This window comes from Desulfobacter sp., assembly GCA_028768525.1.
Classification (GTDB): domain Bacteria; phylum Desulfobacterota; class Desulfobacteria; order Desulfobacterales; family Desulfobacteraceae; genus Desulfobacter.
The window spans coordinates 1,276,738-1,299,463 of record CP054837.1; the positions used below are offsets into that span (position 1 = coordinate 1,276,738).

The window sequence follows — 22,726 nt, forward strand, 5'->3', positions numbered from 1 at the left end:
CCAATCGGAATATTCTTTTGAGAATCGCTATAGACATATCTGGCTTTCTAATACATCTCAAAATTTTATTGTTTTTTTATACGAAATTACCCCGACTATCGCCGTGATTTGTCCAAGAATATAAAACGATGAAACTGGCTAATTTTTAGATAAAAGTTAGCTAATTCTAATCATATTTGCTGGTTTTGATTCTTTGTAAGAGCATCAACAATAGCTTCAGATGTTTTCTTAAATTCAGATATGCCAACCGTTCTTTCTAATCGACTTGTTGGAATTGCCTCGGAATAAACATTGTTTATGTTTTGATTATCTAACAGTTGGATACTTAGCAATTGTTTTCTTGCATCTACTATACCTTCCGCCCCTATAGCCCATAGTTTCACTTGTTCTGTTAAAAGGTTTATCCCCATCGCTGGCATTAATTTATCAAAGGAATCTGTTCCCAGTTGCAAAATGTTTACTATTTCAGCGTTTATTGTATCTTGGATAACACGAACATATTTTTCGGCTATTCCACTCTTATCCACTTTTTGAATAGTTGTATAAAGCTTTTCTTTATCTTTTAATTTTTTTATATTAGAAATTTTTAATAATATCTTAGAGGCATTAGCTCCAAGCCCTAATCCATCCGACTCTTCTCCCCCCGCAAGCTGATTTAAATCATTCGCTAAATCGGTAGCCAAAGCAACGAATGAAGTTGCAAAATTTATTCCCACACCTTTCCCATCAGCCATTTCTTGAAAAGAAGTTATCATTCGCGTTCCATTGTCCCACGCATTTGTCAAAAGATCATAGCTTAAAGAGATTTTATCAACATCATTTTTGATATCATCGTATTTAGCAATAATTTGCGTGCCAGCAATTACTAGATCCTGCGCTGTATTGTTAATTGTGGTTAAAATTGGCCCGACTCCGTTTGGGTATTCGGGTATTTTGGGAATATCAAAATCTACAAAATGATTTTCTTCTGGAGTAATCAACCCTAGTTCAACAGCAGTATTTGCATTTTTATGAGCTGAAACATATTCATAAAAAGCATTTTGTGTGAGTAATCTATCTACGATAATTTCCATTGGGGAATATTTATTTTTTGTGGAAATAATATCGAAGTTTATACCATCTTGTTCAAAACTTTCATCTTTTAAGCCTAAGATAGCATTGGCAACATCAGGACGCATATTCGAAAAAGTTTTTAGTACAAGTGGGCTTGTTTGGTCATCAAACACTAATCTGCCATCCTCAACAGCAACATTATTAAGAAAACCTGCAGCAGTTCCCAGGAAAGTTAAATTTAAGGTGCTATCCATAGAGTCAATCGTATTTTTGATGTCTAATGGTAACCCATTCGGGTATTTCTGCTCTGCCAATGTTTTTGCTTTCGAAATTAGTTGAAAGGCAATTTGATATCTTTCAGAAGACGGAAAACTAAAATAGTTGTCACCCGTTATTTCAATTCCATCATATATTATAGGTTTGGCTCCCCCCCCACTTTCCTCAGATTTAATAAATTGTCCACTATATGAAGCAGCAACTTTTGGCTTGAATATAAAATTGTTGTTAATTTGTGTGGTTTCGTCCACAGGACTGATTAATTGTATGGTATCGTCCACGGAACTGATCAGTTGTTGGTCAAAGGTTGGAATAAATTTATCCTTGAAAACAATATTCTCAATCCGAACGATCTCTTGTGATAATTCTTGTGATACATTGTCTGTAACCTGAGAGGTTGCCGGGTCGGTGATTTTGGCAATAAAGGCGTCGACTGAACCGTCGATGGTGAGATCAAAGCCGTTAGAAGCGATATCCGTCGATCGTGTATATCCGGTAATGAAAATATTACCCGCGGAATCTAAGGCGATTCCAGTACTGTTATCTTGTTCGTTTCCCCCGTAATAACTGGACCAGGAAACAGAACCATTAGATGTGATTTTTGTTACGAAAGCATCCCAGGATCCGCCCAATGAAGTATCAAAACCGCTGCTGGTATTAAAATCAGATGATGATGTATCCCCTGTGATAAATGCGTCGCCATTCCCATCCAGTGCAATACCAACCCCACGGTCACTTCCGCTTCCTCCTAAATAACTGGACCAGGAAACAGAACCACTCGATGAAATTTTTGTGACATAGGCATCTGAAGGACCTCCAAGCGTTGTATCAAAACCATTGACCGTATTAAAATCTGCAGAGGCCGTTGGCCCCGTCACCCATACATTTCCACTTCTATCCGCTGAAACGTCAAAGCCTCCCAACAAATAATTTTCGTTACCACTTCCACCTAAATAACTGGACCAGGACACAGAACCATTAGATGAAATTTTTGTTATGAAGGCATCCCAAGTTCCCCCTAAAGAAGTATCAAAACCCCTGCTGGTATCAAAATCAGCAGAATTCGTCTGTCCTGTTACAAAAATATTGTTATTGCCATCCGTTGCTATTCCAAACCCCTGATCTGTGCCGCTTCCCCCAAGATAACTGGACCAGGACAATACGCCGCCCGATGAAATCTTTGAAATAAAGGCATCTTGTGTGCCCCCCAATGCGGTATCAAAGCCGCTACTGGTATCAAAATTTGACGAATTCGTGTAACCTGTAACAAGTATATTATCATTTTCATCAACAACAATTGCTTTACCCCAGTCATGACTGCTTCCTCCTAAATAGCTGGACCAGATTAAGGCGCCGGTTGAAGAAAATTTGCTTACAAAAGAATCCTGCATCCCGCCTAAGGAGGTATCAAACCCATTGGTCGTATTAAAATTAGAGGATGATGTACTTCCTGACACAACTGCATTTCCACCACTATCAACCGCTATTCCATTGGCATTATCAGAGTTGTTGCCACCAAAATAGCTCGACCAAAGAATAGAACCATTTGAAGAAATTTTGGTAACAAAGGCATCTTGTGTGCCCCCTAACGTGGTATCAAAACCATTGCTGGTATTGAAATCTGCAGAAGACGTGGAGCCTGTCACAAATATACTGCCAGTATCATCAACGGCTATTCCACGACCGTAATCAGAATTACTTCCCCCAAGATAACTGGACCACTCCAGAATCGGATCAACAACCAATAGACGAGTCGCGTCGTAATCATCTGTCTGAATATTGACCTGGCCATCTTCGCGCAACTCATATCGACTGGGTACAATCACCTTCGCATCACGTTCTACCTGATAAGTCAACGGCGCCTTTTGAATGACCGTCCGCTCTCCAAGGGTAATCACCAGGTCTCCCACCTCATTGAGAACCACGTTAGAGGCACCTTTATAATTCATGGCAATTTGGGAAACATCAGCACCTTCTGATACCACCAAATCATATTCAATGTCTCCGTTTTTGTTGCCGTAATAAACCAGATCAATGCCGTTATAAACATTTTTATAACGGACTGCACCATAATGGGACGCACCTTCCACCCAATTGGATTCGTCATTGCCAATATAATAATTAGAGTAACTCTGCTGCTTGTTTTCACCAATTGCTGTAACTTCTGTATTTGAACCTGATAACCCCATTTCAATGTTACCATTAGTGTTCTCACCGGTCTCCATTGAAAGGACAGCCTCGGCTGTGGTTAAATAGAGCGTAGCACTGTCTGTGCGGGTCAGAAAATTCACATTGGCATCTGTTTGCCCAAGATTCTCTTCAAACAATACCGTGGATTGGTCCGGTTGCACTCCGGCACCTTCCAGATTAGGATTCCGCATGGTATCAGCTGCGTCAATATTGTTACCGATATAAAGCCAGCCGTTTTCATTATTCAAATTCAATGCTTTGACAGATACGGTGCCATTTATGTTTTGAACATCTTGGGTAGCAATGGCCACAAATCCTCCATCTGCCCCTTCAATATGGCCGTGGGCCAATATCTGGGCATTGCGATCCAGACGTATTATTTCCCCTGCTGTTATGCGCACTTCTCCGGCATAATCGACATCAGCGTCCCCAGCTGAAGCATCTATGGTGCCTGAAATGTTAACGTCTGCGGTATCACCGCCCTTTAAAACAATGGTCCCGTTGCGTTCCTCAGCACTCTGAGCAACGACGTAACCGTCCATATTAATTACCTGGTCCAGCACATCTTTCGCCACATCCGTGGTCAGCAGGACATAGCCGCCATCGGCCTGGATCGTTCCACTGTTGCTCACAAGTTGTTTGAGAGACTGGCCGTCTGCGGTCTGGGCGCGTTCCAGTAGGTCACTACCGACTTCCAGGGCAATCAGATCATCGCCGTACAAGTCCAGGGTAAATCTGTCTGCGCCGGCCAGGACGACCCTGCCCAGTTTGGCGATGATACAACCCTGGTTTTCAACATGGGGGGCAACCAAGGCAACCAGGCCGCCCTGCTCAATGTTAATGCTGCCCTGGTTGATAATTTTTGCATCGGGATGGCCTGAAATATTAAACTCATACCGGCCTGCCATAAAATTTTCATCGGTTATGTCCGCGGTTGATGCCATAAGCCCGGCAACATCAATCCGGGAATCTTTCCCAACTACAATACCATTGGGGTTTACCAGAAAAACCTGGCCGTTTGCCGATAGTTTTCCCAAAATCTTGGAAGGGTCCTGACCCGTTACCCGGTTGAGGGTGACTGCTGTTTTTGACGGCTGGACAAACCGGGTATGTTCTCCTTTACCGATATTAAACTGCTGCCAGTTAATAATCGCTTTATCTGATATTTGATGAATCGTTGTCTTGGTTGCGGATTCCTTATTTATTACCGCCTGTCCCTGCACAACATTACCACCTTCCGGATTCGCCAAAGCGATTGACACGGGTACGGCAAGCAATAGAATAATCAATACCTGAATACCCCATCTTAATGGGTGATGAAACGGGCAATCACCTTTGGGCATAATATTTTTCGTAAAGATATCTGCCTGTCTTCTTTGCAGTGAGACGTTTACCATCTTCTATGCACTCCAATATAAATATGTTGTGAATGGCTGCCGGGCATTCGATATGATCAAAAACTTGAATTCAGGTTAAAGAAGAATCGTGGGTCTTTACCGCCGGGGCTTTCTGCTGCGACCGGCCGCGTTAAAGGTACGGCCATTTCCAGTGAACCGGAAATATTGAACGGTGAATTAAAACGAAATCCAAGACCGGCAGAAGCAGCGGATTCATTTGATTCCTCCCCTGGCAGAGAGCTTAACTGCCAGACTTTGCCGATATCGTAAAAACTATAGAGTTGCCAACTATTTAAAAAGGGCAGTTGGCTCTGTTGTGCGTATTGTAATTCTGTTTTAAAAGCAATGCCATGGTCCCCGGTTATTTCGGAGGAATCATATGCTCGCCCATATTGGGCTCCGCCAAACCCGAATTCCTGTGATGAGAGAAGGTCGCTGAAGGAATATTGACCGATCATTCCAAACTGCAATCCCCATTTATTGCTTAACGGCTGACTCCGAGTTGCCATGATATTGAGTTTTGTGAAATCACTTCTGCCGTCTGACCGGGAAAGGTTGTCGGAACCTGTCTTGGTGGCATCAAGAATGTCAAGCCCCTGGGATATAGACAGATCTAATAGATTTGTAGCATTGGCCTTGTCCACAAAGTCATAGGTTGCGCCAGCCGTCAGCACACGAATTTTATCCAGGGCGGACACCTGGTTGAGTTGTTGGGTTTTTGATTTTCGATGCTCAAAACTGATGCGGGACCGCAAGTTCTTCTTGCGCGTCCGGATGTGCGGATACTCATAGGAAATCTTATAGTTTTCACTTTCTGTTTCCACCTCGGTAAGGCGCATGAATTGTCCATCCGGTTCGGAACGGTTCATATTTGCAGATAAAGAAACAACAGCCCCCTCAGTTCCGACAGGCTGTTTATAGGTAAGCGCTGCGTACTTTTGCTCCCGGTAATCGGTTGTTATGACAAGCACGGCTGAAATCTGCTCATATAATCCCAGGGATGAGTTAAGATTCAAACTTCCGACCACCTCCAATGGTCCCACGCTGTCGGTCCCCCTGTTATGAATGCCAACGCTTCCGCTTGCATGGGTGTGTTCCGTTGTGAACACGACGGTTGCTGCACCTGGCTGATTTTTTGAGGGGCGAAGAATCGCTTTAACCTTTGCGCCGAAAAGATCATTGGCAAACAATGCGTAGCGCTCAAACACCTCGTTCTTCAAGGGCCTGGATTCAGTTATTTTTTCTCCAAAGGCTTCCAATATGTATACACTGCCCTGGATATCACCCGAAATCTCTACATCATCAACAAATCCTTCAATAATCTGCAGGGTAATTTTTCCATCGGTTATTGTCTGGACGGGAATGATGGCTTGGGATAGAATGTACCCGTCATTACGATAATGGGCCGTGATCTTATCTGTGACATTGTATATATCTGCCAAAGATACTTTTGTATTCAGAGGGGTGTCATAAAATTGCATCAATTGAGATTGGGTATAAACAGTATTGCCTTCAAGACGAACCTCTTTGAGAATAAATCTTATTTTTTCCGCATCTTTTATGGGCAATCGTTTGGGGTGTCTAATGGTAAGGGGGGCTTCGGGGATGGACAGGGGGGTAAGGGGCGGCTCGTATTTTTTATCGACCCGGCCGGGATCAATTGTGGCGGGAAGTTTCTGATCTGCCCAACTATTATTCTCAATGCATACCCCTAAAACGATCAAATTAAAAATGCAGATCCAGAGGCAAGTGTTCTTTTTCACCTTTGAGTTCAATTTCAGCAACATATCCATCTCAAAATTTTTAAATTACCAAATTGTGGAATAAAATATACTAATCACCGTTTAGCAAAAGAATGTCAATAACTACAATTCGGTATTTATTATCATTAAATTTAGAAAATTCTATACCTTTTAAGTTGAAAATGAGAGAGATTAAGGAGTTAACTAATATACAGGCTCGCTGAAGGTCCACTCAACAAAGGCGTTGACTTTCTCTTTCAGTGATAGGTGGGTCAAAAGGGGGCACAGCGGCACATAGTCTTCAAATTGACCAGTCCGATTTTCCTGATTTTTGCCATTTTTAGAAATAGGAATTGAGAGTTGACTTTGTCCATGAAAAAACTCTATTGTTCCGAAAAACCCCATGAGCACTGGCGTTTCTATTGTTGGGGATTGGGATCACCCAAATCCCCTTCGATTTTTACCGGTAAATATTCTCAATCCAATACATGGCCTCAGTGTCGCTGACTTTGCCCAAATATCTTTGGGTGGTAGACAGGTTGGAATGTCGGAGAATGATCTTTGACACGATTTCAATAGGCACTCCCGAACGACTGGCATAGGTGGCGGCATGCCTCCGGAGATCATGGGGTTTTACATCAACCCCAATCTTTTTTCCGGCATTTTTGACAATTTCCCGGGCTCGGGTGTAACCCAATGGAAAAATACGCTCATCATCCAGGATTTTTTCAGCGGCAATATATTCACGTAACCGGTCCGCCACCTTTTGGGGAATAAAAACGACTTCGGACGCCCGTCCACTTTTGGGATTTGGCAAATGAAGTTTTCGATCCTGGACCTCCCGAGGCTTCAGTTTCAAGACTTCACCGATCCTCATTCCCCCCCTTGCCATCAGTTCAAGCATAAGTCTGTTTCTATGATTGTCCGTTTTGAAAATGAATTCATCAACGGCATCTCGTTCCAAGATTGTCCATGGCTGCAGTTTGGACACCCGGAATGTCTTTGCAAGGACAGGAGCGTCACACGGATTGGAGAGATCTGGTATGGCGGTGTTTTCAACAAAATTGAACAGGCTCTTGAGAAGGGAGTATTTGAGTTTCTTAGTCGATGGTTTCAGGCCGTCCGTGATTTTGACCAGAAATTCCATGATTTCATCCGATGTAACTTCGGATACATCCCTCTTGCCGAATGCTTTCTGGAAGCCTACCAGGAAATACCGATAGTTTTGGATGGTGTTTTTTTTGAATTGAGCTTTTGATAGGCCAGAAAATTTTTGATTGCCTGTGAAATTTTCATAATGATGCCCTCCTTTGAAAAAATGTTGCAATCCATCCTGATGATTCAGGATACGGACAGTATACAAAAATTCCAGGGTAAAAGCTGGAGGTTATTTTTAGAATAGCTCGGAAAACGTCTGCGCCGTGGCCACGTGTACTTGATCTGTTATTGGTCGGGAGCTTTGAGCTTCAAATAATCCGGTTGTATAACATAAGTCCTCCCCTTGGCATTACTCATTTGATCATGATTATGACTGGTTTTTAGAAGTAAAACGGTTAATATAAACTCGCAATAATATGGCTGCAAGCAATTAGAAAAATCCAGAATTTTGATATTTAGGATAATACATCATACTGTTAGAGAAATACGTAAGAGATAGGTTATCTAAGTTTACCAGTTTTACAATCTCTTGGCCTACCATCGCTTCCCCATTTTGTACAGTAAGAGAAAGAACCATCTCGGTTATAATTATACTGAAGCGTAGCTTTCCCATTAAAATAATTTGTTTCATTTTGAGTGTGTCCGTTATCATACCAGCTTGCAGAATCCCCATGCTGTATTCCATTTGCATATGTCATCATCTTTTGCCTGTAAACAGCCCCTGTTTTAGACAGCAAATATGTTTCTTTCAGTCCACTTAGCTTGCCCTGTAACCAATTTGATCTTTCTCTAACGTAATGAGTACCATTAGTTTTACTCCAAGCAATAAACTTTCCGTCAACCTTTCCTTGTCTATAAGGCTTTTCGAAATTTATATCCCCATCCCTAAAATAGCCGCATAAAAGGTAGGTCCTTCCCGAATTTTGACCGTTTGGATATAGTTTGAACTGCGTTTTACTACCAGGATTGACTTTTGGGCAACCGCCACCATATCCACTGTTTGAAGTATCATCCCACCCCCTGTCAAAAGATGATATCTGGGATGAAGAAATAGATGTGCCGCTTTGGTTAGGACCTGAAATCACACTCTCAATATTGCTAAAAGAGGTACTGCTAAGGTGCGAATCCGACGTTAAATTATCCATTGTTTCTCTGAATGACCCATCTGAGTTTGAACCATTCTTCTGCTGTTGTTTTAATTGTGCAATCTTTCTTTGAAGTTCCGGAATATCATTCTTTATAAGATCATTTTTTATTGAATTTGAACCTGCAATAATGGAAAACATAAAAGCATCGTAGGCTCGATGCTGAACCATCGGATCTGACATGACGCATTCCATGACTTGTTCTTCAACCAGATGTCTTTTTTGAATACCCGTTCTTAGGTCTGTAAAACATTTATTACCCGTTAACCCCAATTCAAGATACTCTGTGTAATTATCTGGAATTATCAGGGCATTTGAATCCAACACAACATTTTTATAGCTATTATATCTTTTCTCCAATTCAGCAAGGCTTTCTGCATTGACGTTGACCACCATCATTATGATTGTAAATAACACCAGCATCATTCCGAAGATTTGCTTCATTGTATGTTTCCTTTTCCTTTTGATTTAATATCAGCTCTTATAAAAAACTTTTTTCTTCATTAACGTTCAATAAGGAAATAATTCCAAACCAGAATACTAACTGATTTCAATACATATACAATCCTGGTCAGAGGCTCTGGGTAGGGTTTTCCATCCAAAAGATGCTTTTTTTCTTGCCGTCAGACTAAGTAAGGCTTTGCCGAATTTTTTAAAAATTAATGCATTTCAAAGGAATGTTTTAGACCTTTAGGTAAAACATAAAATCCATCATTATTCATTGAAATATACATACTCCTATTATTTTTTTGGGGGTCCCAGTTATTCGATAATGCAAATTTTATTGCGTTCTTGATATTTTGAGGAGATATCTCAAAATACCAAGAATTTACGTCAATATATAAAATGGATTTAGTATGATTATCTTGATGGATTCGGATATGCATTTCCGTGTAAGGGTATATTTTTAAGTCTTTTTGATCTGCAACCCAATAATACACCTCATTTCCAAGATTGATCTCACGCTTTGTTTTTCGAGTCAAAACAATGTGCCCTTTCTTGTGTATAGGGAGTTAGGGGCTCCATGAAATCTGTGAATCCTATCTGAATGAACTTTCCCTTGCCATCCCTGCTGCAGCCGAAATATGGTCATAGGCCATGGAATTAACATATCTTATAGGTTTGACATATAGCAATAATCAATGAAAATCAAAATCACAACAGTAAGTATTGTTTATATCTTGATTCCCACAAGTGCAATGTTATCTTGCCCTAACTTTCTGCTGTCGATTTGTTTAACGTGTAGGACTTAGGTTTTTAATGCAAATCAAGTATATTGGAGTAGGTGCCATTTTTGTTAGCGATAGTCTCTTTTGGCAGCCCAATACATTCTGGATTATTACTGTATCGGTAACCACTCCAACCCAGTCTTACATCATCAATAAACTCTATCACATAGCATTCATGGCCTGTTGGATCCGTGTTGATATAATAGCGGAGCACTCTTGAGGATAGATATTCTTGAAGTTTTTCATTTTGGATGCTTCTAATAAGTTTGTGAGATGGGTAGGTTGCATGTGAGTTATAGTACTCTTGAACAGTACCCCTTAAAGTTTCAAGAGCATTCTCTCTTAGAGTTTTTTCTTGTCCATACCGTTCACGTTCAGTTTTATCTCCATCAAGTATAGCTACAAGCATAATAATACAGGCAGCGGTTATAATCGTTATGATGCCAGCACCCCACAAGCAGCCTTTGAATATATAACCAGGGAGTTTGTTTTTTTTAGCAGTTTCTGAGTTTTGCTGGTTCATTTGCTTTTAAATCTTTATCCAATCATCAATTTCGATAAAATCACCCGATATACTGTAGTAAGGTTTACCGTTCATGGGGGGCCAGAGAGATATCCTATATGTTTTTTCAGAGCCATTTGTACAATTCCAAACATTAGCTTTAGGAGTACAGATATATTTTCTGTGAACATTCCACACTCGGATTTTTCCTGCGATACCACTATTTATCTGGCTTGACAGCACCGTATAGACAGTTTTCATGGAATACGGTTTTCCTTTGTCTGTAAACTGCCGTATTAAAGAGGCCACATATCGACCTCCTTGTCGCTGAAAAGTAATCTGATTGTTTCTGTTTTTTGGGTCAGCCCAGGTACCCAGCAAAAAGTCTTCAGGAAACACCCTGGTTTTGGAAGGTGTATAATTTACAGAACTTTCAGCTGCACCAGCCTCCTTCCCACCGATAACAATACGGTTGGGTTTGTTGACACGAACCGGCAATTCGCCTTCGGGTTCCCAACTTCCACTCTGGTGCACCGGACCAACCTGATCCAAAATCATGGGGAGGTTGGCAATGGCTGGATCGAAACCGAATTTTTCATAAAAAAAATTATTGGGAATTCCACTGATGCCTTCAGAGAACTCGCCGTTCAAATCATTTGCAGTCATATGGCTTCCATCCTTGGGGTTCTGGAAGTTCTTCTGTTTTGCCACAAGTTCCAGGAGTGCAAAACACTCTCCCTTTAATTTGAGATAGTTATCTTTATATACAGGGTTATCATAAGCGTAATTCCTCTGACGCTGAATGGTAACACCAAGGATAGAAGCAAAAGTCATGGGCGCCTCATTGACCAATTTGTCGACATTGGTGCCGAATCTGCTCAGGTACATTGAGTTTGCCTGTCCAAGCAGAGATTTCATGGCGGAACTTAAAGGGAGCTGTTTGGCATCTGTCAGGACTGGTAGCAGGAGTACCAGGATAAGTCCTATGTGGACTGCATGAATCCAGTAGGATTGCGCACGTGATTCCATCGTCTTTTCCTTAATTAAAAGAGTTAGCGAACCAGTCAGTTTCTATGTGTAGTGGTTTTAGATAAAATATATTTTTCTATATTGTCAAGAAAAGTAAAAACCAGATTATACCTTTTAACAATTGAGAAAAGTATCAAAATGGTGATTATGAATCGCTATCTAAATATAGTTTTAGTGCTTAATAACCTGCCCATTCCCATATGTAATGTAAGGCCTTATAGTCTGATTCAGGATATCCTCTGCTGGCTCCAGAGTCAAACTGCCGGATACGATAGATTGGTTCCAATTTTTATAAGTGATTCCCATTCTCGCCCCTGATAAATGTATAGTTTCCCAAATAGACGATATAATGTTTTTTAAAGTCTAAATCCGTTAATTGGATTACGTTATATTTAATTTTGGTCAAACCATGATCAAAATTTATGGATTCAGTATATCCTTCAGGTAAAAGGGTTAAATCCCCAAATTTTGTGGAACCCAGAATAAAAGCTGTTCCCATATCCAAATGAACAATATTTTTTATTTTTAGAGTCCATTTTTCATTCCCTCTTGAAGGAAGTTCAATCGAAAGGACAAGGGATTCTGAGTCACAACGGCTAATTTCAATAGCTGCGTCATCAGCAAAATTTTCAAGCGTATTTATGATTTCTTTCATAACTTATTGAAGTTGAAGATAGATATACCTGGAACCAGATTCATGAGCAATCTCCTTTGCGGTTTTACCATAAGGGTCTGTCAGGGTCTCGTCCGCACCAAGGGAAATGAGTGTATCAGCCAAGGTCGTGTTGTCTAAGGCAGCGGCCTGCATAAGCCCCGTGTAACCATAATTGTCCGTGGCATTAATGTCTGCGCCTAATTCTGCCAACAGTTTTATTATTTCCATATTCGCTGTTCTGGTTTCATTAAGATAATTGATGGCAATATTGAATGGTGTTTCATTTTCCCATCCCCGGGTGTTGATATTAGCACCGGATTCTACAAGAAAAGGGATAAGATCCTGTGCCGCTGGTCTTGCAATGGCATAGTGCATGACAGTACCGCCCTTGGTATCCCGGGCACTGACATTGGCCCCCTTTGAAACAAGCATCCGGCCCATGGGAAGTGATTGAGCCAGCATCAATGGAGTAGCTCCCGTCTCAGAAAGGGGTTGATTGATCTGCGCCCCTTTTGAGATAAGATAAACGGCTTGAGCAACATCATCCATACCCAAAGCTTGTAGAAGCATTCCTTGAATATCGCTTTCACTTTTTATCTTTTCATTTGCTGATGTATTTTCAAGGGCATCAAGGCTTTCAACCCCCGGCCCCCTCAGGGCATTCGGAAGAGGATCTTTGCCCCGGAGGACCGGCTCAATGGTTTGCCCTGCAATACATTGGGCCGTGAACAAAACAATCAGTAGAGCGTCGGTGAAGGTGACTATCAGGGACCTATACAATTTTTTATAAAACATGTTTTGTGCCCTTTATTGGTGTATTATTAGATCTGATAGAAGTAACGATTATTAAAAAACGGTCAGGGATGAAAGTGCCAATAATAATTTTTATTCGTAGGTTATTTTTAATATGAAGTAAATGGTAGTTTTTAAAATTTTATAATGCAATCTTTAATATGTCATTTCAGAGGTTTACCAATGACTTACTATCTAAAATTCATCGTGACGGCAATCATGTTGGTCGCAACAGCAAGTTACAGCCTGTTTTCTACTCTCAGTTCCAAAATAGTATTAATCTATGTAGAACAGATGGGGACCTCTCCTGGGGTTTTGTTTTTAGTGATAGTGAAATCATATTTCTTGTGGATTATCATTGCCTGGGTTTCATTTATTGTTCAATCATACATTTGCTTTAAAAATTCTGCAGACAGAACCGCAACCCAATATTATACTAATACATTTGCTCTTACCCACGGGTCATGGTTGATAGCAGCAACATCCTGGCATTTAACGAGTTTGATTTCTCCTTTTATATCAAACTCTTACATGATTAATTAAATGGCGGCATCCTCATTGAAACTATTTATCTGGAACTTCATTAGGCGAATGTTGTTCCGAAATTCTATTACTCTCAAATTTCTTTTGCTTAGCTTTCTCCAATCCGGGTGAAATAAAAATAGCAGTAAAAAGTATTGCAATGGTAACAATGATATTGCTTCCAATAATAAGGCTTCGCCACAAACCATAAAGACTTTTCCGCATCCAATATCCTGATAGGATACCGGTGAGAGGAAGCACAATAATTATATAGCCCGTTGAAAAATTCCCAGCCATCCAGGCCGATGTGGCAAACATTGCGATCAAAAAGCAGATAATAATATTGGTAACAAAATATAAGAAACCAAATATTTTTAAGGCTTTAGACACAGTCAATCCTTACATATATAGGAGATTATTTGTACATGGTATTGTATATCGGTACAATAAACGAATAATGAATGAAAGGCCTTTTTGTATATTTTTTTGGAAAGTGTAGAACCAAAATTTAATCTATACCTGTTTTGGATTATTTGAATTGCCATGAACTGCTCCTTCTGAAGGAACATTCTGTATCCATTTTGAATTTTTAAAATCACATGCCCATATATCATCAAGAGTAGCACTTCTCTTCGTTATATAATATAATGAGCATAATCAGGTCTCAAGGAAGTCATTCTATGATAATATTTGATTCTAATTATTAAAAATAGCGATAAGAACTTAATATTGTATAATTGTATTCTATTCATGATGTCAAGTATCATTAGGCTGCTCAAAAATATTGGAGATGTGGTGGAATTGTTTCAGTGTAACTCTTGAAAAGCCTGCTCTTGCGCAATGTGTATAATGCGTGATTCAGAACTTCAAACAGTCCGGTTACATAACATTATTCAACACGATTTTATGCTATTTGATTTTACCTTTGTTTTTAGAAAGCTAAAGTTTGGACAACGGGGCTTTTTCCCAGTTATTTAAAATATCAAGTGGTTTTGAGATAAACGCACATTTGCATGTGTCAGAACAGGGAGAGAGAAAATTTATGCTCAGGCATCGCCCCGGACATTTTTTCCCCTTAATCGCGCTTTTCTTTCATGATGAAAGGTGCCGTTGTAAAGACCCAGAAAAAAATTAGACTCAATAGCGAGGTTGTTCCGCATGAGTGTTTGAACATAAACAACCCGAGCTTTAGGCTCGAAAAGTAAGTTTGGTAACCGGTTACTTCAACATCTGGGTCGGAAAGAAATTTTCTTTTGTTTCCCATTGGTGTCCACATGAATTGCAAATTTTAAACACTCTTTTTTGTGTCAAAATAAAATAACCGGAAGAAATATAAAACTAAAAACAGGACTGCAGAAATTAATCTCATCAAAGTATCTGGGCTCTTGATGTCCCTTCCTCTACAACGATACATTATACTTCAATTTCCATGGATTTTTTCAACTAAAAGCACTTGTTGATAAAATGATATTGCTAATCTTTTCGTAAACAGGGCAGTACTGTATCCGGCACCCAGAACCTAATGTAAAAAAACGGCCTGTTGTTTTCCTGTTGTCAAATCACAGCAAGCGGGATAAATTATTTATTTTAAATCTTTGAATATTCATAGAATAATCCGAATATCAGGTGTCTTAAGTGAGAAGGGTAGTGATGGAGCTTATAAAAGTACGGTCTGCAATCATCCTTTTGTTTTTTGTATTAGTGTCCACCACATTTGTCTATGCAGGTGGGGGAGGTTCCGCCCCTCATGGAGTCACTGTCAATTTTCCACCCAGTTTTGCAAATTACAATGATGCTGATATCGAAGGTGTCGGAACAATACTTAAACATCGTATCGGTCATACGCCGTTTAACTTGGTGGCCACTCTTATTTTCCTGGCAGCGATTCTCCATACTTTTCTCAGCAGCAAATTTCTCTATTACGCCCATAAATGGAAAGCTGAACACCAAAAAGATATTGAAACAGGAAAGGCTTCGGAAAGCTCCACCAGGCTCCGTGCAGAGATTTTTCATTTTTTAGGTGAGGTTGAGGTTGTTTTTGGCCTATGGGCTATAGTGCTGACGGCTGCGATTGTTCTCTTCTATGACTGGCAAACCTTTGTCTCCTATATAAGCAGTGTAAATTATACTGAGCCTATGTTTGTGGTGGTCATAATGACCCTGGCTTCATCACGTCCTATTTTAAATCTTTCTGAAAAGATCATGAGCCGTGTTGCAGGTATTTTTAAAGGGACTTTGGCGGCCTGGTGGCTCACTATTATGACCCTGGGCCCCATCTTGGGTTCATTTATCACTGAACCAGCAGCAATGACCATTTCGGCCATGTTGCTTGCACGAAAATTTTATGAACTAAAGCCGAGTAAGAAGCTTAAATATGCAACCATAGCTTTGCTTTTTGTCAATATTTCTGTCGGTGGAACCCTTACCCATTTTGCCGCCCCGCCGGTCCTTATGGTGGCAGCTCCGTGGGACTGGAATCTACCTTTCATGCTAACCGCATTTGGCTGGAAGGCTGTTATTGGTATTATTTTTTCAAACACACTGGTTTTCCTGGTGTTCAGGAAAGAAATTTCTAAGCTCGAAAGAAAATTTAAGCTGTCTATGCTGAAAAATGAGATTAAGGATAAATATATTCATAGCGATTTTCTCAAAAAGGACCTGAGGATGGCTGAGGAACGCATCGGTAGGGATCTGCAGCAGGAATTTCAGAGGATTAAAGACTCTGCCAAAAAGTCCACAATGACAGTTTGTGATATGGATGACACTGATTGCTCATTGCTGGAGGAAACATTTGAACAGGAATTTGAAGATCTCAAAATACAACAAATGAGTGTTTCCGTACCGGGTCTGCTTCCCAGAGATAAAAGACCCAGGCTCAGTGATCCTAATTGGGACAAGCGCTCCGGTGATGTTCCCGGTTGGATTATAGCTGTCCATGTTACCTTTATGGTCTGGACCATTGTGAATGCACACTATCCGGCTATATTTGTTTCTGGAATGTTGTTTTTTATAGGCTTTAGCCATGTTACCTGGCCATTTCAGAACAATATCAGCCTGAAGTCCCCTATGCTGGTAGGATTTTTCCTGGGTGGTCTGGTTATCCACGGCGGCCTCCAAGGATGGTGGATTGCCCCGGTGCTTGGTAGCCTGGGAGAATTGCCTCTTATGTTGAGTGCGATTGTGCTCACAGCTTTCAATGATAATGCCGCTATAACTTACTTGAGCACCTTGGTGCCTGGTTTCACTGACAGTCTGAAATATGCGGTGGTAGCTGGTGCCGTTACCGGCGGTGGGCTTACTGTAATTGCCAATGCCCCAAACCCGGCTGGACAAAGCCTATTGAAAAATTATTTCAGTAATGGAATTTCCCCTATACTACTTCTCACCTATGCAATTGTACCTACCATAATTATGACTCTTTGTTTTGTTTTCCTATAATTTAATTGGGTAAACCACTGCTTTTCCAAATTAAATTGGACTAGTTAATAGCGGGGAAAAAGTATTTCTAACTCACTCAAATTTCAATGCAATTGGATTTAACTCCTTCAATGAAGAAAACGAAAGTACATTCGAGGTTGAACATGCTCAAAAGAGACTTGTTACTGCAGTGTATCTGTAATCTAAATACTATTTTCTTGTAAACAAATTAACGTTTTTGGATATACTAATCCAAATTTTTTCTTTTTTTATCCCGATAATTTTTAGTAAACATCAAGTGATCATTGTGTCTATGTCCTGTCGCTATTGTGCCGAAAATCCTACCAAGTACTGGAGTTTCTATTGTTGGTGATTGGGATTATTCCAATCCTCTCCAAAAATCAGAATACCGATAGAGTTTTGGATCTTTGAAAAAAATCGCTTGAACCCGGGAAGCGACTGCATCGTTGGCATGTGAACTTGATCTGTCATTGATGAGGGAGCCTGAACTTCCAATAGTCCGGCTCCATACCATAAGTGATTGCCCTTTCATGGGTGGAGTAGTTGCGATTATGTAGTTTATTGTACGCTAATATTTATCGGCCTTTTTCTTGACATTGAGCGTTTCTGTATACTAAAGTGGCTGAAATAGAAAATCCATTTAGCTATTCATCACAATAGAAAACATAATTTTTATCTATTGACAGGCTTGAGGTTCGTAATGAAAAAAATGATCAAACCTGTGATTTTCGTCTTTATCGGTATTATTATCGCTTTCCCCGTTTTCAGCCTCACCTATTATACCATGGCCCGAACGTCCACTCCTGGTTTCTGTGCGTCCTGTCACGAAATTCGACCCGCCTATAACAGTTGGAAAACTTCCACCCATGTAAACAATGCCCAGGGGTTTGTCGCTGACTGTATGGACTGCCATCTGCCTGCCCCGCAAGATACGATCAATTTCTTTTACGCCAAGACAGCTCACGGCATAAAAGATGTATTCGTCCATTTTGCTTATGGCACCTATGACCGGGAAAAAAGCCGTGAACATGCCTATGCAACTTTTAAAAATGCACAATGCCAGAAATGCCATCGTAATCTTCTGCACATACCGGATAAGAGAGGTGCCATGCTGGCCCATCGATCAGTCCTGTACCCGAGAAAAGGGTATGAAAAAAAGTGTGTTGACTGCCACCGCAACCTGGTTCACGTGGACAGTGAGTTTTACAAGTACAAACAGAATCAGGCGCCGTATAGAGGATTAGGAATTTAAAAGCATTTAAAATAGCTACATATAAAACAGGGGGCACTATGAAAAGGAATTTAATAGTACTGCTAATGGGCTTATTAATCATGGTCATTTGCGCATCCACGGTTCTCTGTTCGGATGCCCAAATGAACATGCCGAAATCCAAAGAGTTTAGAATTGAAAGGTCCATGTCACCAGAGGCAATGGCCTGTATTGAATGCCACAAAAAGCAGCATCCGGGTATATTTTCAGACTGGGCAGCCAGCCGTCATGCCAGTGCCAATATCACCTGTTATGATTGCCACGCCGCAGACCCCAGTGACCCGGACGTCAGTCAGGCTCATTTTAAGGAGTACGAGGCAAATGACACGAAATACGGGCAGAAAAAATACATGGTCCCGGTTTCCGCAGTCGTCACCCCCAAGGACTGTTCCCGGTGCCATCCGGATGAGGCCATGCAATACGGTAAAAGCAAGCACGCCAATACGCTTGAAATCATATGGAAAATTGATCCCTGGCTCAACAAGGGCATGAACAGCGACTTTGAGCGGGTCAATGGGTGTTACCATTGCCACGGCACCATCGTGAAGATGACAGAGGGCGAATTGGAAGCGTCCACCTGGCCAAATGTAGGAGTCGGCCGGATCAACCTGGACGGAAGCAAAGGAAGCTGCACCAGTTGCCACACAAGACATCGTTTCTCTGTAATGGAAGCCAGAAAGCCCCAGGCCTGCGGGCAATGTCACCTTGGCCCGGATCATCCGCAGATCGAGATATATACCGAATCCAAGCACGGGGATATCTATGATGCCTTTGGTGATGAGTATAATTGGAAAGCCGCTCCCGGCACCTGGACACCCGGGGTTGATTTCAGAGGGCCGACATGCGCCTCATGCCATATGTCGGGAGCAGGCAGTGTCATGACCTCCCATGATGTAACGGAAAGGTTGTCCTGGGAACTGCAGGCCCCGTTGACGGTCCGCCCGGAAAATTTCAAACCGCTTCCCGCACAGACCAATTGGAAAGAAGAGCGGACCAAAATGCAGGAAGTTTGTATGCAATGCCACGGAAAGCGGTGGACCGAGTCCCACTACAGCCAGATGGACCAGACCATTCAGGAGTACAACGAGGTTTACTTTAAACCGGCCAAGGCGAAGCTGGATGAGCTTTATGAAAAGGGGCTTCTGGATAAGGCCCGCTTCTTTGACGAGCGCCTGGAGGTGGAGTATTACGAACTATGGCATCATGAGGGCCGTCGGGCGAGAATGGGGGCGGCCATGATGGCTCCGGATTATTCCTGGTGGCACGGGTTCTACGAGTGCAAAAAACGGTTTAACAACTTCATGGAAGAGGCCAATCATCTGATTGAAACCAATACCAAAGCCTATAAGGCAGAAAATTATCCCAACGCCACGGGGGATACGACAAAGCCCAAAGAGATCTTTAAATAATTAGGATGAAGAAGATGCAGCCGCTCAGGTGAATCCTGGGCGGCTGCATTGTTTTTAGACGGTTGGAGAATCAGGAGACTTTTTCAAACTCTTCTTTGCCGACTCCGCAGATGGGGCAGGTCCAGTCATCCGGAAGATCCTCAAAGGCTGTGCCAGCCGCAATGCCCCCTTCATCATCACCTTCTTCAGGGTCATAGATATATCCGCAGGGTATGCATTCGTATTTATCCATTGATTCCTCCTTTTAGTTCCCGGCCATCATGGCGGCGATGTCTTCTTCGGGGGTGCTAATGGCTTTGATATCAAACTTATCAACCAGTACGTTCAAGACAGTGGGGGAGATAAAGGCCGGCAGCGTGGGACCAAGCCGGATGCCGTTGATGCCAAGGGAGAGCAACGCCAGAAGTACGGCAACGGCCTTCTGCTCGTACCAGCCGATGTCAAAGGAGAGCGGCAGATCATTGATATGCTCAAGCCCAAAGGCGTCCCTCAGTTTCATGGCGATAACGGCCAAGGAGTAGGAATCGTTGCACTGGCCGGCATCCAGGACTCTGGGGATGCCGCCGATATCGCCAAGATCAAGTTTGTTGTACCTGTACTTGGCGCATCCGGCCGTTAGGATGACGGTATCCTTGGGCAGCTTTTCAGCAACTTCGGTAAAGTAGGTTCTGTCCTTCATCCTGCCGTCGCATCCCGCCATAACGATGAAGCGTTTGATCGCTCCGGATTTAACGGCGTCAATAACCTTGTCGGCAAGGGCCAGAACTTGGTTGTGTCCGAAACCGCCGACGATTGTACCTGTTTCGATTTCCTCCGGGGGCTGGTATCCTTTCGCCTTGGCAATCACACCTGAAAAATCTTTGGCCGCATTATCTTTTCTGTCGGGAATATGAACGGCCCCCGGGTATCCGACGGCCCCCGTGGTGAACAGCCGGTCTGCGTAGGAGTTGTTTTTCTTGATGGGGATAACACAGTTCGTCGTCATCAGAATCGCACCGTTAAACGTCTCAAAATCTTTATTCTGATGCCACCATGAGCTGCCGTAGTTGCCTTTCAGATGGGCAAACTTTTTTAACTCTGGATAGTAGTTGGCCGGTAGCATTTCACTGTGGGTATAGATATCGATACCCTGGCCTTCAGTCTGGATCAACAGCTCCTGTAAGTCCCTAAGGTCATGCCCGCTGACGAGGATTCCGGGGTTTGTCCCCACACCGATGTTGACTTCTGAGATCTCAGGATGTCCGTAGGTGGTTGTATTGGCCTCGTCCAGTACCGCCATGGTTGCGACGGCGTTTTCACCGGTCTTCATGACCATGGTCACCATGTCGTCAACAGAGAGGTCTTCTGTTACCGATGCCATGCTTTCTATGAGTTGATCATACACTTCCTTTTTCTCGAATCCCAGCATGGCCGCATGGTGGGCGTAAGCGCTGATGCCTTTGCAGCCGAAGACAACCGTTTCCCTAAGGGATCTGACGTCTTCATTCTCTGTGGCAAGGATACCGACCGTTTTCGCCTTCTCCTGGAACTGGGATTCATCAGCAGAGCTGAATAACGCTGCATCGGGCAGATCTTGAGGAAGTTTATCCCCCAAGGCGGATTTAAGATCATCCTTGAAGACCAGCAGGCTTTTGGTACAGTCGATGAGGGCGGTATCGTCAAAATTGGCGTTGGTAATCGTAGTGAACAATGCGTGGGTGATGATCCGTCCGGCATCTTCAATCCGGTCGATGCCGAGCGCTTTACCTTTTTTAGCCAGGACGGAAATGCCCTTGCAGTGAAAGATGATCAGATCCTGGAGATTTGCAGTGGCCTCTTCCTTACCGCAGACACCCCGTACAGTACATCCGGTTCCCCTTGCCGTTTCCTGACATTGAAAGCAAAACATCGTAAATCCTCCTTTTTAGAAATTGGCGATTTATGTATTACTGCAACACGGATACACAATATGGCGTAAAAAAATCAAAAGCCTTGATCTGGATCAATTTGTCAAAAAATATAAGCTTTGCGCTGACGCAGTATTGGAATACGAAAAATATCAGGTCTCTTTGTAACATACGGGCCTGAAAAAATAAAGAAAGCCCCTTTGCAGATTTTTTTGAAATCAGTTTATCAAAAGGCCTGAAAGGTAGGTCATAATACTCCCTAAAGATTTCACATCCAGATAATTAACAGCATCCTCATGAAATAAAAATGTCGCTTTTGCGGGAAGCATCTCATCGACATCGTTAAACTGCAGCGCTATCGGTATTTTCGGGAGGGCTTTAAATCTGATACACAGGTCAAAAGATGAGTTGTCTATGGGAATGCCGTATGCCCGTCTGCATTTTTGTTCCAGGATATTCGTCCGGCCCGAAAAGGTTTGCTCAATCGTTTTGCTTGTATTTTCCGCAAATCGATAGAACAGCGGGCTATTCTTTGAAAACTCCCTGAACGTCACCAATCTGGCAGATTCTTTGACGGTTGGTTGGGGGCAGTTTGTCAGGTATCTGCATAGAACCTCTTTTATCGGCAAAGACAATTCTTCGCCTGAAACGTCAATGAAGTCCTGATGATCAAATAGTATCTGTCTGTTAAAAAAAGAAAACCTGCAGCCCTCTGCTGTTCTCTGCAGTCCCAGAGTTGTGACAAGTTCGTCAGTATTCTGCAGGTTAATGGCATTCAAATATTCGGTGATATCCTGATCACTGCCTGTCAGATCATCTGCCACTAGTTGCCCGCCTTTAACTGATTCATTTTTTCAAGTAACAAATCATATTCATCTTCATATTCCAGCAGGTCCAGCATGACAGGGGGCTTTACAGAATGAGCAGGAAGTCTTTTTTTTGTTTCAGCGATCAGTGTCTCAAGCTGCTCCATTCTTTCTTTAATTTTTTCATATTCCTGTCGGTTCATGGAAGCGCTCCTCGTGTTTTATCC

General features: G+C 42.1%; 16 protein-coding genes and 1 pseudogene. 3 read left to right on the forward strand and 14 right to left on the reverse strand.

Features of this window, described 5'->3' with window-relative positions; all coding sequences use genetic code 11:
- Positions 1–170: 170 nt before the first annotated feature.
- The 10 genes and pseudogenes from HUN04_05885 to HUN04_05930 all read right to left on the reverse strand — a co-directional run bounded on the left by HUN04_05885 (position 171) and on the right by HUN04_05930 (position 14,080).
- Entirely contained in the window at positions 171–4,916 is a 4,746-nt protein-coding gene (locus HUN04_05885; GenBank protein WDP89283.1) for an SBBP repeat-containing protein, read from the reverse strand.
- Positions 4,917–4,972: 56 nt separating this feature from the next.
- Positions 4,973–6,703, reverse strand: coding sequence for a ShlB/FhaC/HecB family hemolysin secretion/activation protein (locus tag HUN04_05890; GenBank protein WDP89284.1), 1,731 nt, complete (start codon positions 6,701–6,703; stop codon positions 4,973–4,975).
- A 415-nt stretch (positions 6,704–7,118) separates the two neighbouring features.
- Entirely contained in the window at positions 7,119–7,796 is a 678-nt protein-coding gene (locus tag HUN04_05895; protein ID WDP93175.1) for a site-specific integrase, read from the reverse strand.
- Positions 7,701–8,030, reverse strand: a pseudogene (locus HUN04_05900) (phage integrase N-terminal SAM-like domain-containing protein). The gene HUN04_05895 and the pseudogene HUN04_05900 overlap by 96 nt, the downstream one beginning before the upstream one ends.
- 286 nt (positions 8,031–8,316) lie before the next feature.
- On the reverse strand, positions 8,317–9,405 hold the full coding sequence (locus tag HUN04_05905) for a hypothetical protein (GenBank protein ID WDP89285.1): 1,089 nt from the start codon (positions 9,403–9,405) through the stop codon (positions 8,317–8,319).
- Between the two features lie 813 nt (positions 9,406–10,218).
- Positions 10,219–10,713, reverse strand: coding sequence for a hypothetical protein (locus tag HUN04_05910; GenBank protein ID WDP89286.1), 495 nt, complete (start codon positions 10,711–10,713; stop codon positions 10,219–10,221).
- Between the two features lie 6 nt (positions 10,714–10,719).
- Positions 10,720–11,721 (reverse strand): hypothetical protein, encoded by a 1,002-nt coding sequence (locus HUN04_05915; GenBank protein WDP89287.1) that lies wholly within the window; start codon positions 11,719–11,721, stop codon positions 10,720–10,722.
- Positions 11,722–12,010: 289 nt separating this feature from the next.
- Entirely contained in the window at positions 12,011–12,376 is a 366-nt protein-coding gene (locus HUN04_05920) for a hypothetical protein (protein WDP89288.1), read from the reverse strand.
- A gap of 3 nt (positions 12,377–12,379) precedes the next feature.
- Entirely contained in the window at positions 12,380–13,171 is a 792-nt protein-coding gene (locus HUN04_05925; GenBank protein WDP89289.1) for an ankyrin repeat domain-containing protein, read from the reverse strand.
- A 561-nt stretch (positions 13,172–13,732) separates the two neighbouring features.
- Positions 13,733–14,080 (reverse strand): hypothetical protein, encoded by a 348-nt coding sequence (locus HUN04_05930; GenBank protein ID WDP89290.1) that lies wholly within the window; start codon positions 14,078–14,080, stop codon positions 13,733–13,735.
- 1,260 nt (positions 14,081–15,340) lie between these two features.
- Between HUN04_05930 and HUN04_05935 the strand changes: the two genes are divergently transcribed.
- The 3 genes from HUN04_05935 to HUN04_05945 all read left to right on the forward strand — a co-directional run bounded on the left by HUN04_05935 (position 15,341) and on the right by HUN04_05945 (position 19,807).
- Complete coding sequence (locus tag HUN04_05935; GenBank protein WDP89291.1) at positions 15,341–17,128, forward strand: putative Na+/H+ antiporter; 1,788 nt, start codon at positions 15,341–15,343, stop codon at positions 17,126–17,128.
- Between the two features lie 700 nt (positions 17,129–17,828).
- Entirely contained in the window at positions 17,829–18,380 is a 552-nt protein-coding gene (locus HUN04_05940; protein WDP89292.1) for a NapC/NirT family cytochrome c, read from the forward strand.
- 38 nt (positions 18,381–18,418) lie between these two features.
- Positions 18,419–19,807 (forward strand): hydroxylamine oxidoreductase, encoded by a 1,389-nt coding sequence (locus tag HUN04_05945; GenBank protein WDP89293.1) that lies wholly within the window; start codon positions 18,419–18,421, stop codon positions 19,805–19,807.
- Between the two features lie 70 nt (positions 19,808–19,877).
- On the opposite strand, the gene HUN04_05950 is transcribed toward HUN04_05945, so the two are convergent.
- The 4 genes from HUN04_05950 to HUN04_05965 form a co-directional block, all read right to left on the reverse strand.
- Positions 19,878–20,039, reverse strand: coding sequence for a rubredoxin (locus HUN04_05950; GenBank protein WDP89294.1), 162 nt, complete (start codon positions 20,037–20,039; stop codon positions 19,878–19,880).
- 12 nt (positions 20,040–20,051) lie between these two features.
- The gene (gene hcp / locus HUN04_05955; GenBank protein ID WDP89295.1) at positions 20,052–21,695 is read right to left on the reverse strand and encodes a hydroxylamine reductase; all 1,644 of its coding nucleotides are present in this window, start codon (positions 21,693–21,695) and stop codon (positions 20,052–20,054) included.
- A 216-nt stretch (positions 21,696–21,911) separates the two neighbouring features.
- Positions 21,912–22,517, reverse strand: a complete 606-nt coding sequence (locus tag HUN04_05960) for a DUF3786 domain-containing protein (GenBank protein WDP89296.1) — start codon at positions 22,515–22,517, stop codon at positions 21,912–21,914.
- Positions 22,517–22,678: a histidine kinase gene (locus HUN04_05965; GenBank protein WDP93176.1), complete on the reverse strand. Its 162-nt coding sequence runs from the start codon at positions 22,676–22,678 to the stop codon at positions 22,517–22,519. Before HUN04_05965 ends, HUN04_05960 begins: the two co-directional genes overlap by 1 nt.
- Between the last annotated feature and the right edge of the window lie 48 nt (positions 22,679–22,726).